We start from the raw sequence: 16679 nt of genomic DNA, 5'->3' as shown, positions 1-16679 counted from the left end.
ATTTAACAGATCGATGTATTCAAAGGCCGGGGGTTTGACGCCGGCCGACATCGCCCGTGATTCAAGAACACAGGGCGTCCACGGCATTCATGAATTGAATAAGGATCGCTGATGAAACATACCGTAATCGAAACGCATTTTCCGGGATTGAAACTCCTCGCCAGGGGAAAAGTCAGGGACATCTACGATTTGGGAGAGACACTTCTGATGGTGGCCACCGACCGAATCTCCGCCTATGATGTCGTCCTGCCGAATCCGGTGCCGGCAAAGGGCAGGCTGTTGACCCAGATATCCCTTTTCTGGTTCGAGGTTATGGAACCGATTGTGGCCAACCACGTGATCACCGGAGATGTTGAACGGTTTCCCGCCGTCTGCGCCCCTTACAAAGACATTCTGAAGGATCGGAGCATGGTTGTGAAAAAGGCCCGGCCGATTCCCATCGAATGCGTTGTGCGCGGTTATCTCTCCGGTTCCGGCTGGAAAAGTTATCAGGAATCCGGAACCGTCTGCGGCATCCGGCTTCCTCCCGGCCTCAAGGAGTCCGAGAAACTGCCCGAACCGATCTTCACGCCGTCCACCAAGGCGGATGTCGGAGAGCATGACGTCAATATCGATTTCGACGAGACGGTAAAGCGGATCGGACGCGAGACGGCGGAAACCCTCAAAACCCTGAGTCTCTCCATTTACCGGAAGGGGCTGAGCCTTGCAGAGGAAAAAGGCATTATCATCGCCGACACCAAATTCGAGTTCGGCATCGTTGACGGGGACATCATCCTGATCGATGAAATCCTGACACCCGATTCATCCCGTTTCTGGCCCAAAGCCGCCTATGTTCCCGGTGGGTCCCAGAAAAGCTACGACAAACAATACGTGAGAGATTACCTGACATCGATCGCGTGGAACAGGCAGCCTCCCGGACCCGTGCTCCCCGACGACGTCATACGAGGCACCCAGGAGAAATATATGGAGGCCTTCGTCGCGCTCACGGGTAAATCCTATGACCTGTAGCTCGGTATGCGTTCCGATTTCGGCCGTCGATGGGAATGACACCACTTTTCAGATCTCGACGGATCGAAATACCGCAGATCTCGCCCGATCCATTTCGGCCGTGGGGTTGCTGGTGCCCCCGACCCTCATGCGGACCGAGGACCGTTTAGTGATCGTCAACGGCTTCAGGCGGATCGCCGCGTGCCGATCGTTGAATCAGACGACCGTTTCGGCGGGAATCCTTCCCGCAACGGCCACACCGCGGGATTGCGCCGAAATGGCCGTTGCGGAAAACGCTCTCCAGCGGCCCCTCAATCTGATCGAAAGATCCCGGGCGCTGTCGCTGTTGTCGGTCTATTATGAAGATACGGCCGACCTGGCTGCCGCCTCGGCGAAATGCGGCATTCCGGAAAGCCCCCCCATGATTCGTAAACTTCGGGGGCTCTGTCGGCTTTCCCCCGGGATTCAGGCCGGCATCATTGACGGAACCCTCTCCCTGGCGATGGCTTCAGAGCTACAGCGCTTCGACGAAGCGGAAAGGGAGGTGCTGGCGAAACTGCTGCTCACATTCAGGATGAGCCTCGGCAAGCAGCGGGAGATCCTCACCATGATTGAAGAGATCAGTCGGAGAGAGGGCTTGAGCATCCCCGAACTTCTCCGAACCCCGACCATAACGTCCCTCCTGGCCGACGACGATACGGAACCGAACGTAAAGGTCGGACGACTTCGCGAGCTGCTGAAACGCCGACGCTATCCCGCCATTCAAAAATCGGAGGAACAGGCAGCCGCTCTCATCAGGGCTTTGGGGCTCAAGAATCCAATGAAACTCGTTCTGCCCCCGAACCTGGAGGGAGAAACGTTTTCCCTGACGCTTCGATTCCGGAATATCGCCGAGCTGAGACACCTCCATCACACCCTTGGAAAGATCATCGACCGTCCGGAACTGGATCGACTTCTCTCGAAGGACTTCTGACGGTTCGACTTTCGGCGTCGTGACCGGAACGTATTGCCGACAGGGATCGTCTTTCCCCTGTCGGCAACGCCCCTTGAACACCGTGCGTTGTCTTGAGGGCTTTACAATCCCATAACGACCTCGGGCGCTGGTCCCAGGGCCTCCCCTGGCCCGCAGCGCCCCTTTTTCCTCAGCACCTCACCCCTTCTGAAAAACTCGACAACCCCCTGTAATTCATTTAAATCACATTTGTTCATAAAAAGTTACATAGGATTAGTGTTTGCTGTATTCTTATTTTTTTCATAATTTTTTAATTAATAAATATTTTTTTCTTGACTAATTTTTTCATATAATTCATAGTCCACTCAAACAAATAAATTCGGTTCAGTAAATTATGGGAATACAGGAACGAAAAAAACGGGAAAAAGAACGCAGGCGCCAGCAAATCATGATTGCGGCAAAACGTGTCTTTTCCACGAAAGGTTTCAACAAGGCGACCATGGAGGACATTGCCAAGGAAGCGGAGTTGAGCCCCGGGACCCTGTATCTTTACTTCAAAAACAAGGACGAGCTCTTTTCTTCGCTCTCGATCCGTATTCTCCAGTATCTCAACATCCGGTTGGGGCACGTGGCCGACAACCGGAAACGGTTGACGGTCGACCAGAAGATTGAAGCCCTCAGAGAAGCCATGCACGATGTCTACAAATTCGACCCCCTGATGCTGATCAATATGTTCCACCTCCAGTCTAGTGAAACCCTGAAAAATTTATCCTCCGACCTCATCGCCGACATCAAGAAACTATCCAGGAACTCGCTGACCATCATCGCCAGACTGTTCGACGAGGAGATCCACAACGGCGCCGTCATCGACAAGCCTGCGATGGTCCTCGCGGACATCATCTGGTCGATGTTTTCCGGCATCGTCCTCTGGGAAGAAAGCAAAAAGATGATCGAAGGCGACAAGGATTTTCTGGAAAAGACCCTGGATACGGCATTCGACATATTCCGTCGGGGGATAAAAACAAAGCTGTTGAAGAAAACCTTATGAAAGGGGGGAGAAGCACGTCGTTAATCGAAGAGGAATGAAACGGAAGGCAACATCAATTTCAATGCAGGCGTCATGATTCTTTAACATAAATCACGGGTATCCAAACAAAGGAGGCAACAAGTATGGCTGAACAACTTACCAAAGAACCCGCACAAGCGTGGATCACGACCTTCGCTGGAACGGCGATCAACCTCTGTCTCGGCATCCTCTATGCGTGGAGTATCTGGAAGACCGCCCTGGTCAACACCGACCGGGCCGGCCAAATCATGAGCGGTGTCAACGAAGGGTGGATTTATCTGAACAACGCCCAGGCCGCAACGCCCTTTTCCCTCTGCGTCATCATCTTCGCACTTCTGATGATCCCCGGCGGCAGAATCCAGGATAGAATCAGCCCCAAATTCGGTGCGGTCCTGGGCGGGCTCTGCCTGGCCACTGGATGCATCGTCGCCGGCCTCATGAAAAGCTACGCCGGTTTGATCATCGGGTTCGGCATCCTGGGCGGCATCGGCATGGGCATCGGCTACGCCGCTCCGACACCGGCGGCCCTGAAATGGTTCGGTCCTCACAGGCGCGGGCTGATCTCGGGCCTGGTGGTCGGCGGATACGGCGGTGCGGCGCTCTACATCGGCGCCCTGGGCCAGTGGCTCATCGATAATTACGGTATCACCGGAAGCTTCGTCGGGCTGGGAGTCTTTTTCGCGGTGGTCGTCATCATCGCCGGCCAGCTGCTGAAAACCCCGCCTCCCGGATATGTTCCGCCGGCCGGCCCCAAAACCAGAGCGCTGAGGGTGGGCGAAGTCGCCAAATCGACGTCTCACGATTGGGAAGCCTCCGAAATGTTCAAGACGTGGCAATTTTACGCCCTGGTCATCATGTTCATCCTCACCACCCAATCCGGTCTGCTGATCATCGCCAACGCCAACGGCCTGATGCTGAAGGCCGCAAAGGAGATGCCCTTCTTCATGGCCAATGCCTGGATCCTGGTCTCTTTCGGGGGGTTGGTCAACGCCTCCGGACGTGTGGGCACGGGATGGTATTCCGACAAGATCGGCCGCGTCAACGCCTACACGATCAACTGCGGCGTCTCGGCCCTCTGCATGTTCATGCTTCCTTTCGTCATCGCATCCAACAACGTCTTCCTCCTCTTTCTCGTGGTGGGCGTCGGTTACTGGCAGTACGGCGGCGGTCTCTCCCTGATGCCGTCCTTCACGGCCGATTTCTACGGCCCCAAAAACCTGGGTTTCAACTACGGCCTGGTCTTTATCGGATGGGGTCTCGGCTTCTTCATGGCCCGAATCGGCGGCACCATTGAAGACCTCACCGGCAGCCTGGCATACGCCTTCTATATCTCCGGAGCGCTGCTGGTCCTGGCGGTGATTCTGGCTCGGGTCACCAAACGGCCGCAATGGTCGAAATTCCGCGGAACGGCGACCTCGGAGGCATAGAAGAACGCTTGAGGGACGTCTGAAAAGGACGTTCTTCAGGCCCCGACCCCCTTACGAAGGAAGCGGCGCGGGAGGTGATGCATCCCATAAGACGGTCGGCTCGATGATCACGGCAAAAAAAGACCCAAAAACCAAAAAAATGATCACCCTATTTATCGGAACTGATGAATCGGTTGTTCGCAACCCATTTAACCAAAACGACGAAGGAGAAAAACACCATGGCCGAAAAACCTGAAATGACTGAAGTCTCTGAAGCCCAAATCGCATCCCATTGGAAAGAGGAAGACTACTACCCGCCGACATTAAAGTTCGTGGCCCAGGCGAACATGACGGATGAGACCATATACGATCGGTTCTCCCTGGAAAACGTGCCCGACTGCTTCAAGGAGTACGCGGACCTTCTCGACTGGTACAAGTACTGGGACGAGATCCTCGACACCAGCGACGCCCCCTGCTACAAATGGTTCAAGGGCGGGCTCATCAACGCGAGCTATAACTGCGTCGACCGCCACCTGGCCAAGAATCGCAACAAGACCGCCATCCATTTCGTTCCGGAACTCGAGGAGGAGAGGGTAGATCATGTGACCTACCAGGAGCTCTGGGTTCGGGTCAACGAATTTGCCGCCCTGCTTCAGGATTTCTGCGGTCTGAAGGCCGGGGATCGGGTCACGCTTCACATGCCCATGTCCGCGGAACTCCCCATCACGATGCTGGCCCTTTGCCGGCTGGGCGTCATCCACTCCCAGGTCTTCGGCGGATTCTCAGGCAAATCCTGCGCCGACAGAATCGTCGACTCCGGAAGCGAAGTCCTGATCACCATGGACGCCTACTACCGGGGCGGCAAGCTTCTCGACCACAAAATCAAGGCCGACGAAGCCGTCGAGGAGGCGACCAAGCAAGGCCAGAAGGTCAAAAAGGTTCTCGTGTGGCAACGCTACAACGGCAAATACTCCGCCGAAACGCCCATGGTCGAAGGCCGTGATTTCTTTGTCAACGACGTTTTGAAGAAATACTACGGGAAGCGGGTCGAGCCCGTCAAGATGCCGGCGGAGGCGCCCCTCTTCCTGATGTACACCAGCGGCACCACCGGCAAGCCCAAGGGCTGCCAGCACGGCACCGGCGGCTACCTGGCCTATGTCACCGCCACATCCAAGTATGTCCAGGATATCCATCCGGAAGACGTCTACTGGTGCATGGCCGACATCGGCTGGATCACGGGTCATTCCTACATCGTCTACGGGCCGTTGGCGCTGGCAGCCTCGACGGTCATTTACGAAGGCATTCCCAATTACCCCGACGCCGGACGGTGCTGGCGGATCGCCCAGGACCTGGGGGTCAATATCTTTCACACCGCCCCCACGGCCATTCGTGCGCTCCGGAAGATCGGTCCGGACGAACCGGCGAAGTACAATTACGATTTCAAGCACATGACCACCGTGGGTGAGCCCATCGAGCCCGAGGTGTGGAAGTGGTACTACCACGTCGTCGGCAAAGGCAAGGCCGCCATCGTCGACACGTGGTGGCAGACGGAAACCGGCGGCTTCCTCTGCAGCACGCTGCCCGGCATCAAAGCCATGAAACCCGGCAGCGCCGGACCTGGAATGCCCGGCATCCATCCCATCATCCTGGACGACGAGGGCAAGGAAGTCCCCAGCGGCGAGGGCAAGGCCGGGAACATCTGCATCCAGAATCCCTGGCCGGGCATGTTCCAGACCATCTGGGGCGACCGCGATCGTTTCGTCCGTCAGTATTTTGAACGGTACTGCAAGAATCCCAACAGCAAAGACTGGCGGGATTGGCCGTACCTGACCGGTGACGCCGCCATCATGGCCGACGACGGATACGTCCGGATCCTGGGCCGCATCGACGATGTTATCAACGTTTCCGGCCACCGTCTGGGCACCAAGGAACTCGAATCCGCCGCTCTGGTGGTGGAAGAGATCGCCGAGGCCGCCGTCGTCCCGGTCAAACACGAGATCAAGGGCGTGGAACCGGATATGTACGTGTCCCTGAAGCCGGGTTATGAAGCCAGTGACGAGATTGCCAAGAAGGTCCAGAAGGCCTTGATCAATGAGATCGGCCCCATTGCCAAGGCGAGGAAGGTCTGGATCGTTCCCGACATGCCCAAGACCCGGTCCGGCAAGATCATGCGACGCATTCTCGCGGCCATCTCCAACGGCACCGATGTTGGGGATACCATGACCCTCGCAAATCCGGAGGTGGTGGAGGCCATCAAGAAAATGGCATGACCGGCGCAGACAGGCGGCTGTCGCTCCGAAGACCTCGGAGCGACGACCCTCTGTTGAAAAAAAAGTTGTGTTGATCCGTGATTTCTGATAAATAATTTATAATTCGATGTCTTATTTACAAGGCAGGGGGTTGCCCCCTGCCTTCTTCATGAAACAGAGTCCAGGGCCCCGGTCCTGATACGACTGTGAAACCGGCTGAATCGTGGATACACCCTTACCTGTTCCCTATGTTATCGGCGCCGCCCATCTGGCCCTCGACGATGTCACGGCATTCGTCATCTCCGCACTACTCGCCGTTATGATCCATGCCGAAGGGCAGGCCTTCGTAGCGACGGCACTGGGGGATGTTCAACCCGACCGCAGCCGTCGCTTCCACTTCAATGCTTTTCTCCATCTCGATATTTTAGGGACGCTCTCCTTTCTGCTCGCCGGGTTCGGATGGCCCAGAAAGGTCGATATCGACACGACACCCTTCGCCAACCCGGCTCTTGCCGCCATCCTCGTCCGATTCGGCGGACCCGTCGCCAATTTCCTCATGGCCGGCATCGCGGGAAGCATCGTCTGGGTGCTGAGCCACTGGGGTTCTCAGGACCGGGTTTTTACCATGGTCGCCATCGTCAACGTCACCACCGCCGTCTACCACTTGATTCCGATCCCGCCCCTCGCCGGAGCGAGTCTGATCAGCACCTTTCTGGACCCCCGAAAAAATGCACACCAACTCTATACCCGCATGGGTCCGTACATACTGATCGGCATCTTCCTTTTCGAACGGTTTTCGCACTGGAAACCCGTCAGCACCCTGTTGAACCCATGGGTTGTCCGCGCATTCAAATTCATCATCAGTGATTGACCTCAGGGCGCCCATGCAACGGATTTCTTTCTTGACCCTGAATATTCTTTTGATTATGTTCAAAATACCTGTTTCGGATATTCCGGCGACGGCGTCACTCGGCATTGCATCGACGACCTGAACCCATATTTCATCAATCTCAAGGAGGTCTCTCATGGCAGTGATTACCATCTCCAGGCAGTATGGCGCGGGCGGAAAGACATTGGGGCAATTGATTGCCAAAAAGCTGAACTATACGCTTGTCAATGAGGAAATCGTTGAGAAAATAGCGGAAAAAGCGAATGTCTCCAGAGACTGGGTGGAGGATTTCGAAAAGGAGGCCGGAGGAGCGCTCCAGAAATTCATGTCGGGACTCATCTCCACGTCTTACGTAGAGCGGATTCTCGGAAAAGAGAAAGGGTTTCTGGATGAAGATAAGTATGTGGAATCCCTCCATGAGATCATCACCCAGATCGCCAAGGAAGACAACATCGTTTTCATCGGCAGGGGAGGGCAGTACATCCTCCAGGACCATCCAAAGGCCTTTCACATTCTTTTGATCGCCGAAAAGGTGGACCGCATCAACTTCATGAAAAAGCACTACGGTCTCTCCTATGGAGAAGCCACCCAGGTGGTTGAAACCATGGGAAAACGGCGTGCCAACCTCTATAAACGATTCGGCAAGAAGGACTTCGATAAACCGGAACTCTATCATGTGGTGCTCAACATGAGCAAATTGAGTATGGAGGAGGCATCGGACTTCGTCTACCGAATGGTGGCGGACCTGGTCTGCCACCTGGCGGAATAAGGAAAGAGAAGGCCTGCTTGCCCATAACCCAGATCTACATCGACCAGGAGGTGGCCGATCACCCATTGGTCGCCGCCATCCGGTCGAGACGCCCTGTTCCCGCCGTGGTCGTGTCGGGGGCCCGGGAGGTTTTCGAGGCGGTTTCCGCTGATGACGACCCGGTTCAAAAGGGAAAGGAGGTGCTGTTCCTCACCCGGAACCGCGGACCCTTCATCCGAAAATGTCCCGGAACACGCCATTACCGCTGTTGCGACTACATGATCCTCCATGTGGGAACCTTCTGCACCATGGACTGCGCCTATTGCATTCTGCAGTCCTATTTTCACCCCCCGGTGCTGCAATACTTCGTCAACCACGACGATATGCACCGTGAGTTGGACCGGCATTTCGAACAAAAAACGTTTCGTCGCATCGGAACGGGCGAGTTCACCGACAGCATGATCTGGGAATACTGGACCGATCTCTCACGGGTCCTGGTGCCCAGATTTGCCCGGCAGACCCATTCGGTGCTGGAGCTGAAAACCAAGACCACCGCCGTCGACGCCCTGAAACACCTGGACCATCGTCGCAAAACCATCGCGGCATGGTCCGTCAACACCGAGACGGTGATCCGGCAGAACGAACGCGGAACCGCCGCGCTCACGGCAAGGCTCCGGGCCGCGGCGGACTGCGCGTCCTGGGGATATCCCGTGGCCTTCCATTTCGACCCCATGGTCGTTTATGACGGTTGCGAGGATGCGTATGAAAAGGTCGTGGAGCAGATTTTCCAGCATGTCTCTCCGGAAAACATCGTCTGGATCAGCATCGGCTCCTTCCGTTTCATGCCTGCTTTGAAGCCGACCATTCAGCAGCGGTTTCCGGATTCAACCCTTGTTTACGGCGAGTTCGTCCCAGGCATCGATGAGAAGATGCGCTATTTCAAGCCGCTCAGAATCCGCCTTTACCGCCGCATCTACGACGCACTCAGGCGGATCGCCCCCGAGGTGACGGTCTATTTCTGCATGGAGGACGACGAGGTGTGGCAAAAATCCTTCGGATTCACCCCGGCCGAAAAGGGGGGGCTTCCCTGGATGCTCGACGAAAGCGCCATTCAACACTGCAATCTCACGACGTGAGGTGTCCATGGCCATTTCATCCATCCTGACGGCGCTCGGGTACTACCCAAAAGCACATCGGGCCATTCTGCGCCACCGTCTCTGGCCCTACATGATCCTGCCGGGCCTGATGAGTTTCAGTTTTTTTATCGCGCTCATCAGCATCGGCGCCCTGTACTTCGGTGACATCGCCGCCCACATTCACCAGAATTACCTTCCCGAATTCATGAAATGGGGCTTTTTGCCGACCATCACCCACCTGCTGCTGTGGTGCCTCCTGTTTCTCAGCGGGTATATCCTCTACCAGCCCGTGGTGCTGATCCTCTTTTCGCCGGTATTGGGGTATCTTTCTGAAATCACGGAGAAGAAGATTCTGGACGGCCCCGACGTACCGTTTCAGATCCGGCAGGTGTTGAAAGACGTTCTGAGGGGACTTCATTTGAGCTTGAGGAACCTGATCCGAATGGTCCTGCTGGTTCTCTCGGCCTGGTTGATGATTCTGATCCCCATTGTGGGCGCGGTGATCTCCGCGGCGGTCATCTTCCTGATCCAGGCCTATTTCAATGGGTGCGCTCTGGTCGATTATACCCTGGAACGGAAAAATTACGCGGTACGGGATCGCGTTCGTTTCACCCGGGGGCACCGTGCCCTGGTCACGGGTATCGGAATGGGGTTCATGCTGCTTCTGATCATCCCGATACTGGGATGGTTCATTGCGCCGGCTTACGGCACCGTGGCCGCGACCCTCTGCGCCGTTGCCGCCGTAAATAAAAACGCCGGAAAACCCCCTTCTCGTGAAGCGGATTCCCCGGCGCGTCGCTGAAAGCCATCGACCGGGCTGCCCCGGTCGGGATCTTATTCCTTCTCTTTGTTGGCTTCTTCGATTACCTTTTCCGCCAACTGGGCCGGAACTTCGTCGTAATGCGAGAACTCCATGGTGTACATGCCTCGTCCGCCGGTCATGGATCTTAAATCCGGGGCATAGGTCAGAAATTCCGCCAAAGGCACCTGGGCCTTGATGACCTGGTTCTTCCCCTCGGTGTCCATGCCCAGGACCCGCCCGCGTCGGCCGTTGAGGTCGCCCATGATGTCCCCCATGTATTCGTCGGGAGTGACCACCGTAACGTTCATGATCGGTTCGAGGAGCACCGGCTTGGCCTGCTCTACGGCTTTCTTGAAGGCAAGGGCGCCGGCGATCTTGAAGGCCATTTCAGAAGAATCGACGGTGTGATAGGAGCCGTCGTCCACGGTAACCCTGAAATCGACGCAGGGAAAGCCCGCCAGTATGCCCTTTTCGGAGGCTTCGATCACCCCCTTCTCGACGGCGGGGATATAGGTCTTTGGAATGGCGCCGCCGACAATGGCGTCAACGAATTCAAAGCCGGCGCCCCGGGGCATCGGTTCCATCTGGATCCAGCAGTCGCCGAACTGGCCGTGGCCGCCGGTCTGTTTCTTGTGCCGTCCCTGAACCCGGACCTTCTTCTTGATGGTTTCCTTGTAGGGCACCTTGGGGAGATTGAGCGCCACCTCCACGTTGAACTTCCGCTTGAGTTTTTCGACCACCACCTCGATATGGACCTGCCCTCTGCCGGACAGAAGGATTTCCTTGGTCTGGGAGTTTCGATCCAGTTTGAGACCAAGGTCCTCTTCCATGATCTTGGTGAGGGAACTGAAGACCTTGTCCTCATCGCCCTTGTTTTTGGCTGAAACGGCAAAAGAGATGAGGGTGGGCAGGGGTTCGGCGCATTTGAAGAGGACCTTGTTCCCATCGTCGCAAAGGGTGTCGCCGGTAAAGGTTTCCTTCAGTTTGGCCACCGCCAGGATTGAACCGGGAATAGCTTCCCTGGCCGGCTTCTGCTCTTTTCCCAGAACCGTCAGCAGTTGGTTGAACCGTTCCTTGGTGTCCTTGTTGCTGTTGTAGAAGGTTCCGTCGCTGCCCAGTTTTCCGGAGACCACCCGAAACAGATTGAGACGCCCGGCATAAGGATCCGCAATGGTCTTGAACACGAACGCGGAAAACGGCGCATCGGGGGAGGGGATGCATTCGACCTCCTGGTCCTTGTGGGGGTGCTTGCCGACCCTGGAGCCGCGGTCCTCGGGGGAGGGCATGACGTTCACGATGAAATCCATGAGCAGGTTGATGCCGACATTGGCGATGGCCGATCCGCAGAGGACGGGCACGAACGTCCGGGAGAGGGTTCCTTTGCGAAGGGCCGTCTTGATGTCGTCGTCGGACAGGACTTCCCCTTCGAGATATCGTTCGATGAGCGCGTCGTCCGCCTCGGCAACGTTCTCGATCAGTTCCTCGCGGGCCGCCTCGGCAGCTTCCTGCATATCCGCCGGAATATCCTCCATCGCCATTTTCCCGTCGGCGTCGTAAACGCCGGCCTTCATGGTGATCAGGTCCACGATGCCCTTGAAATCCGCCACATTCCCGATGGGCAGTTGCAGCAGGATCGGTTTGGGGGTGTCGAAATTTTCCTGGATGTCCTGGAGCGTCCGCTGAAAATCGGAGCGGTCGCGATCGAGCCGGTTGATGAATATCGCGGAGGGCATGTTGAAGTCCCCGGCAAACGCCCACCCCTGTTCGGTCTGAACCCTTACGCCGTCCACGGCGTCGACAACGAAAACGGCGCCGTCCGCGGCTTCCATGCAGAGCTTCGTATCGGTAAAGAAATTCTGATCTCCCGGCGTGTCGAGCAACGTGACCGTATGCTTTTTCCATGTCAATTGATGCAGCCCGGTTGAGATGCTTGAGCTCCGTTTCAGTTCCTCGGGTTCAAAATCCATAGCGGTGTTGCCGTCTTCCACGCGTCCGATTCGATTGGTCACACCGGCGTCAAACAACATCACCTCGGCCAGGGATGTTTTGCCGGCACCGCCGTGCCCAACCAGGGCGATATTTCTCAACTTATCAACCATTTCAGCCATTTAAACTCCTCTCTGCATTATTTTTTGAATTTATGGAAAAATTCAAATTTACCCCCTAAATTGTTAATTCTTATATGTTTTATATCGAAAAATCAAGACGAATTCCATCAGGACTCAGGGAGCTTGAGTAAAATGATGAACTCCCGGTTGCCTTTGGGTCCAAGTACAGGGGAGGGGACCACCCCCCCGGGGTGCAGTCCGATCTCCTCGAAGAAGACGGAAAGGGCCTCGATGACCTGGTCATGGAGCCCGGCATCCCGAACGACGCCGCCTTTTCCGACGTTTCCTTTTCCCACTTCGAATTGCGGCTTGATCAACGCCAGAATCCCCCCCCCCGGTTTCATGAACGCGAGGACCGCCGGCACGACGATTTTGAGGGAAATGAAGGAAGTGTCGATGGTCGCCAGATCGACGGGGGAGGGGAGGGCCGTCGGATCCATGAGGCGGATGTTGGTGCGCTCGATGACCGTCACCCGTGGATCTTCCCGCAACTTCCAGGCCAGTTGGCCATACCCGACATCCACGGCATAAACATGGGCCGCGCCGTGCTGGAGAAGACAGTCGGTAAAACCGCCGGTGGAAGCCCCGACATCCAGGCACGCCTTGCCCCGGACCGAAACCTGGAAGGCCGCCAGACCGGCCGCCAGTTTCAGTCCTCCCCGGCTGACATAAGGGATGTCCTCCCCTTTCATGCGGATCGGATCGGACGTGGAGACAAGCGCTCCTGGTTTGTCCACCGGCACGCCGTTGACCAGGATCTTTCCCGCCATGACAAGGGCCCGGGCCCGCTGACGGGTCTGGGCCATCCCCAGCTCGACGACGCGAAGATCCAGCCGCTTTTTGTCGGCCGCCATCAGGACGGACCCGACGGATGGCGGCCGCAGACCCGTCGGGCCGCTTCTACAATCCCGTCGGCATCGACACCGTGCTTTTTCCGGAGAATCTTCTGGGAGCCGTGCTCCACGAATTGATCCCCAATACCCACGCGCACCATACGGAATCCCGATATGCCGGCATCGTTCAGGCCCTCGAGCACCGCGCTGCCGAAACCACCCTGACGGATATTTTCCTCCACCGTCACGATCCGCTGAACGTTTTGAACCAAAGCGCCGATGAGGGCCATGTCCACGGGCTTCACAAAACGGGCGTTGACGACGGCGGCGTCGATGCCTTCGGCGGCGAGCCGCCGGCGAGCCGCCAGGGCATCCAGGACAGGTCTCCCGATGGCCAGGAGCACAACGTCGCCGCCTTCCTCGATCAGCTCGGCCGCGCCGATGGGCAACGGTCGGATCGGATCCTCCAGGACCGCCCCTGCACCGCTTCCCCGGGGATACCGGAGCGCGATGGGGCCGTTGTGGGACAGGGCCGTGACCAGCATACGCCGGAGCTCGTTTTCGTCCCTGGGCGCCATCAGCACCATGTTGGGCAGACTCCTCAGGAAAGACAGATCGAACAGACCGTGGTGGGTGGCGCCGTCCTCTCCCACGATACCCCCGCGATCGACGGCGAACACCACGGGAAGGCTCTCGAGGCAGACATCGTGGAGGATCTGGTCGTAGGCCCGCTGCAGAAAAGTGGAATAGATGGCCACCACCGGTCGATATCCTTCAACGGCCATGCCGGCGGCAAAGGTGACGCCGTGCTGTTCGGCGATGCCCACATCGAAAAAGCGATCGGGGAACGCCTTTGCGAACGCGGCAAGCCCGGTACCCTCGGGCATGGCGGCTGTTACCGCCACGATCTTGTCGTCCTTTTCGCCGAGCGTCACCATCGTATCGCCGAAAACCTGCGTGTAGGTGGGGATCGTATGGCCCTTGGAAATGCAGTTGCCGGTTTTGATCTCGAAACAGCCGACACCGTGAAAGTAGACCGGGTTTTTTTCCGCCGGACCGTACCCCTTGCCTTTCCGAGTGGTGACGTGCAACAGGACCGGTTCATTGAGCAACTTGATATTGTTCAGGATATCGATCAAGTGGCTCAAGCGGTGGCCGTTTATGGGACCGAAATAATCGAAATTGAAGGCCTCGAACAGCATTCCCGGTGTCACGAATGTTTTGAAGGATTCCTCGGATCGTTTGGCCAGCTGATAGATGTCATCGCCAATTTTAGGGACTGATCTCAAGAATTCCCCGAACTCCTTTCGAAATCCCTGCAGGTATCTGGCGGAGAATGTCCGGCTGAGGAAAGAGGAGAGGGCGCCCACGTTGCGGGAGATGGACATGTCGTTGTCATTGAGGACAACGATCATATTTTCGTCCTTGTGGAGGCCGCCCGCCTGGTTGAGCCCTTCATAGGCGAGACCCGCGGTCATGGATCCGTCTCCGATAACGCTGATGACCTTGGCGGGATCCTTTTTCAAGCGCTTGGCGCATGCCATGCCCAGACCCGCGGATATGGAGGTGCTGCTGTGCCCCGTGGTGAAGGCGTCATGAGGACTTTCGCTTCGTTTGGAGAAACCGCTGATGCCCTGGTATTGACGGAGGGTTTGGAAATTTTCCCGACGGCCGGTCAAAAGCTTGTGAGCGTATGACTGGTGACCCACGTCCCAGACGATCTTGTCTCGAGGGGTTTCGAAAACGTAATGGAGAGCGATGGTCAGCTCGACGGCGCCGAGACTCGAAGCCAGATGCCCCCCGTTTCGCGAGACGACGTCCACGATCACCTTACGGATCTCCTCGGCCAGAGTGGAGAGCTCGGATATCTTCAGCTGTTTTAGGTCCGCCGGAGAGTTGATGGTTTCAAGCACGCTCAATCCGATCCTTCGTCAAGGGGTTTCTCCTGGATGTTGCCATCCTCATCGGTCATCAGCAGGGTGATCTTTTTTTCCGTCTCATCCAGCACCCGGGAGCAGTATCTGGAGAGCTTCATCCCTTCCTCGAACTTTTTCATGGCGTTTTCAAGCGTCAGGTCTCCGGACTCCAGCTCCCGAACGATGTCCTCCAGCTGGGCCATGGCCTTTTCAAACGTCTGTTTCGTCGTCAATGTCAAACCTCTCTTCCACGCGGCATCGAATGACGCCGACGGCAACCCGCACATCCAGCGCCTGGCCGACCGCGACCTGACCCGCATTCCGAACGATCTCGGCCTCCGGAACGGTCTGTGTGATACTATACCCCCGCTTCAGAACCACCATGGGACTCAAGGTCTCAAGGCGGCCCTGAAGCGCCTCTGTTCGCATCCGTTCCACCCCGGTCCGACGTCGGGCGACATCGAAAAGGGCGACTCGGCATCGTTCGAGTTTTGCAGCCAGCTGTCCGGCCAAATCCGTCGGTGCCTTTACCCGCAGGCGATGGCGTTCCCAGTTCAGGCGCTCTTTCTGCCGCTCCAGCTTCTCACGGAAACGCGCGGCAAGCCGATCCGTCAGGTCTTCCAGGCGCATCCGGAAGTCCTCGACCCGCCGCTTCGGGTGGACAAGCCTTCGGGAGACCTCCGCCACGCGCTGCCGTTTTTGGGTGATGTATCGCTGGGTCCACCGGAACAGTTTAGCGGCAAGATCCATGTGTTTGCCGACGAGCTCCGATTTCAGGGGCACGGCCATCTCCGCCGCGGCCGAGGGGGTGGGGGCCCTGAGATCAGCGACAAAGTCGACGATGGTAAAATCGGTTTCATGACCGACGCCGGAAATAACGGGGATGTCGGATGCGTATACGGCCCTTGCCGCGGCTTCGGAATTGAAGGCCTGAAAATCCTCGAGGGATCCGCCGCCCCGGGCCAGGATGATCGTATCGACATCGCTCTCTTTTCGGTTCAGCAGGGCGATGGCCCGAACGATTTCATCCTCGGCGCCGGCACCCTGGACCTTGACGGGAACGACACGGATGCCGACCCCCGGAAAACGACGATGGGCGACCTTGATGATGTCGTGAAGCACGGCGCCGGTGCCGGATGTCACAACCCCGATGTTCCGCGGCAGGAAGGGAATCGGTTTTTTGTGGGCCTCGTCGAAAAGCCCCTCCGCGGCAAGCCCGGATTTGAGCTGCTCAAAGGCGATCTGCAGCTCGCCGATGCCGCGGGGTTCCAGATATTCGAAGATGATCTGGTAGCTCCCGCGGGGTTCATAGACGCTGATCCGCCCTAAACCGACGATGCTCATACCGTCCTCGGGCATGAACTTCAGGTTTCGGTTCTGACCCCGGAACATGATCCCGCTGATCTGGGATTTTTGATCCTTCAGCGTGAAGTAAAAATGCTTGGATGCCGGTACGTGGAAATTGGACACCTCGCCGGAGATCCAGACGAACGGATACCGCTCTTCGAGAAGATGTTTAATGTCGGCGGTCAGCTCCGAGACCGTGTAGATTTTTCGTTGCAACTCAGCCTGCATCGTCAATCTCGG

General features: G+C 57.0%; 14 protein-coding genes. 9 read left to right on the top strand and 5 right to left on the bottom strand.

The window, feature by feature from the left end; genetic code table 11:
• The first annotated feature begins 111 nt into the window (after positions 1-111).
• The 9 genes from AB7S84_RS01560 to AB7S84_RS01520 all read left to right on the top strand — a co-directional run bounded on the left by AB7S84_RS01560 (position 112) and on the right by AB7S84_RS01520 (position 10235).
• Complete coding sequence (locus tag AB7S84_RS01560; RefSeq protein WP_020877555.1) at positions 112-1008, top strand: phosphoribosylaminoimidazolesuccinocarboxamide synthase; 897 nt, start codon at positions 112-114, stop codon at positions 1006-1008.
• Complete coding sequence (locus AB7S84_RS01555) at positions 998-1960, top strand: ParB/RepB/Spo0J family partition protein (protein WP_428152789.1); 963 nt, start codon at positions 998-1000, stop codon at positions 1958-1960. The genes AB7S84_RS01560 and AB7S84_RS01555 overlap by 11 nt, the downstream gene beginning before the upstream one ends.
• 427 nt (positions 1961-2387) lie before the next feature.
• On the top strand, positions 2388-2987 hold the full coding sequence (locus AB7S84_RS01550; RefSeq protein WP_020877553.1) for a TetR/AcrR family transcriptional regulator: 600 nt from the start codon (positions 2388-2390) through the stop codon (positions 2985-2987).
• Between the two features lie 122 nt (positions 2988-3109).
• Positions 3110-4432, top strand: a complete 1323-nt coding sequence (locus AB7S84_RS01545; RefSeq protein ID WP_020877552.1) for an L-lactate MFS transporter — start codon at positions 3110-3112, stop codon at positions 4430-4432.
• A gap of 218 nt (positions 4433-4650) precedes the next feature.
• Positions 4651-6681, top strand: coding sequence for an acetate--CoA ligase (acs, locus tag AB7S84_RS01540; RefSeq protein WP_020877551.1), 2031 nt, complete (start codon positions 4651-4653; stop codon positions 6679-6681).
• A 202-nt stretch (positions 6682-6883) separates the two neighbouring features.
• The gene (locus tag AB7S84_RS01535; protein WP_020877550.1) at positions 6884-7531 is read left to right on the top strand and encodes a site-2 protease family protein; all 648 of its coding nucleotides are present in this window, start codon (positions 6884-6886) and stop codon (positions 7529-7531) included.
• Positions 7532-7685: 154 nt separating this feature from the next.
• A complete protein-coding gene (locus tag AB7S84_RS01530) occupies positions 7686-8318 on the top strand; it encodes an AAA family ATPase (protein ID WP_020877549.1) in 633 nt (210 codons plus the stop codon).
• Positions 8319-8335: 17 nt separating this feature from the next.
• Positions 8336-9433 (top strand): SPL family radical SAM protein, encoded by a 1098-nt coding sequence (locus tag AB7S84_RS01525; RefSeq protein WP_020877548.1) that lies wholly within the window; start codon positions 8336-8338, stop codon positions 9431-9433.
• Between the two features lie 7 nt (positions 9434-9440).
• Positions 9441-10235 (top strand): EI24 domain-containing protein, encoded by a 795-nt coding sequence (locus tag AB7S84_RS01520; RefSeq protein ID WP_428152788.1) that lies wholly within the window; start codon positions 9441-9443, stop codon positions 10233-10235.
• 32 nt (positions 10236-10267) lie between these two features.
• Here AB7S84_RS01520 and fusA read toward each other — a convergent pair whose 3' ends face one another.
• The 5 genes from fusA to xseA form a co-directional block, all read right to left on the bottom strand.
• Entirely contained in the window at positions 10268-12343 is a 2076-nt protein-coding gene (gene fusA, locus AB7S84_RS01515) for an elongation factor G (protein WP_020877546.1), read from the bottom strand.
• A gap of 107 nt (positions 12344-12450) precedes the next feature.
• Positions 12451-13197, bottom strand: coding sequence for a TlyA family RNA methyltransferase (locus AB7S84_RS01510; protein ID WP_020877545.1), 747 nt, complete (start codon positions 13195-13197; stop codon positions 12451-12453).
• On the bottom strand, positions 13197-15095 hold the full coding sequence (dxs, locus tag AB7S84_RS01505; protein ID WP_020877544.1) for a 1-deoxy-D-xylulose-5-phosphate synthase: 1899 nt from the start codon (positions 15093-15095) through the stop codon (positions 13197-13199). Before dxs ends, AB7S84_RS01510 begins: the two co-directional genes overlap by 1 nt.
• Complete coding sequence (xseB, locus tag AB7S84_RS01500; protein WP_040415575.1) at positions 15092-15331, bottom strand: exodeoxyribonuclease VII small subunit; 240 nt, start codon at positions 15329-15331, stop codon at positions 15092-15094. The genes dxs and xseB overlap by 4 nt, the downstream gene beginning before the upstream one ends.
• Positions 15303-16667 carry an exodeoxyribonuclease VII large subunit gene (xseA, locus tag AB7S84_RS01495; protein WP_020877542.1) on the bottom strand — a complete coding sequence of 455 codons (1365 nt, stop codon included), beginning with the start codon at positions 16665-16667 and terminating at the stop codon, positions 15303-15305. The genes xseB and xseA overlap by 29 nt, the downstream gene beginning before the upstream one ends.
• Positions 16668-16679: the final 12 nt, after the last annotated feature.

The sequence above is a fragment of the Desulfococcus sp. genome, assembly GCF_050178255.1.
Classification (GTDB): Bacteria; Desulfobacterota; Desulfobacteria; order Desulfobacterales; family Desulfococcaceae; genus Desulfococcus; species Desulfococcus multivorans.
This window is presented reverse-complemented; position numbering and strand designations above follow the sequence as displayed.

Bases quoted from the DNA above. Each gene is read 5' to 3' on its own strand.
- AB7S84_RS01560 (WP_020877555.1), top strand. From the start codon at position 112: ATGAAACATACCGTAATCGAAACGCATTTTCCGGGATTGAAACTCCTC.
- AB7S84_RS01555 (WP_428152789.1), top strand. From the start codon at position 998: ATGACCTGTAGCTCGGTATGCGTTCCGATTTCGGCCGTCGATGGGAAT.
- AB7S84_RS01550 (WP_020877553.1), top strand. From the start codon at position 2,388: ATGATTGCGGCAAAACGTGTCTTTTCCACGAAAGGTTTCAACAAGGCG.
- AB7S84_RS01545 (WP_020877552.1), top strand. From the start codon at position 3,110: ATGGCTGAACAACTTACCAAAGAACCCGCACAAGCGTGGATCACGACC.
- acs (WP_020877551.1), top strand. From the start codon at position 4,651: ATGGCCGAAAAACCTGAAATGACTGAAGTCTCTGAAGCCCAAATCGCA.
- AB7S84_RS01530 (WP_020877549.1), top strand. From the start codon at position 7,686: ATGGCAGTGATTACCATCTCCAGGCAGTATGGCGCGGGCGGAAAGACA.
- AB7S84_RS01520 (WP_428152788.1), top strand. From the start codon at position 9,441: ATGGCCATTTCATCCATCCTGACGGCGCTCGGGTACTACCCAAAAGCA.
- fusA (WP_020877546.1), bottom strand. From the start codon at position 12,343: ATGGCTGAAATGGTTGATAAGTTGAGAAATATCGCCCTGGTTGGGCAC.
- AB7S84_RS01510 (WP_020877545.1), bottom strand. From the start codon at position 13,197: ATGGCGGCCGACAAAAAGCGGCTGGATCTTCGCGTCGTCGAGCTGGGG.
- xseA (WP_020877542.1), bottom strand. From the start codon at position 16,667: ATGCAGGCTGAGTTGCAACGAAAAATCTACACGGTCTCGGAGCTGACC.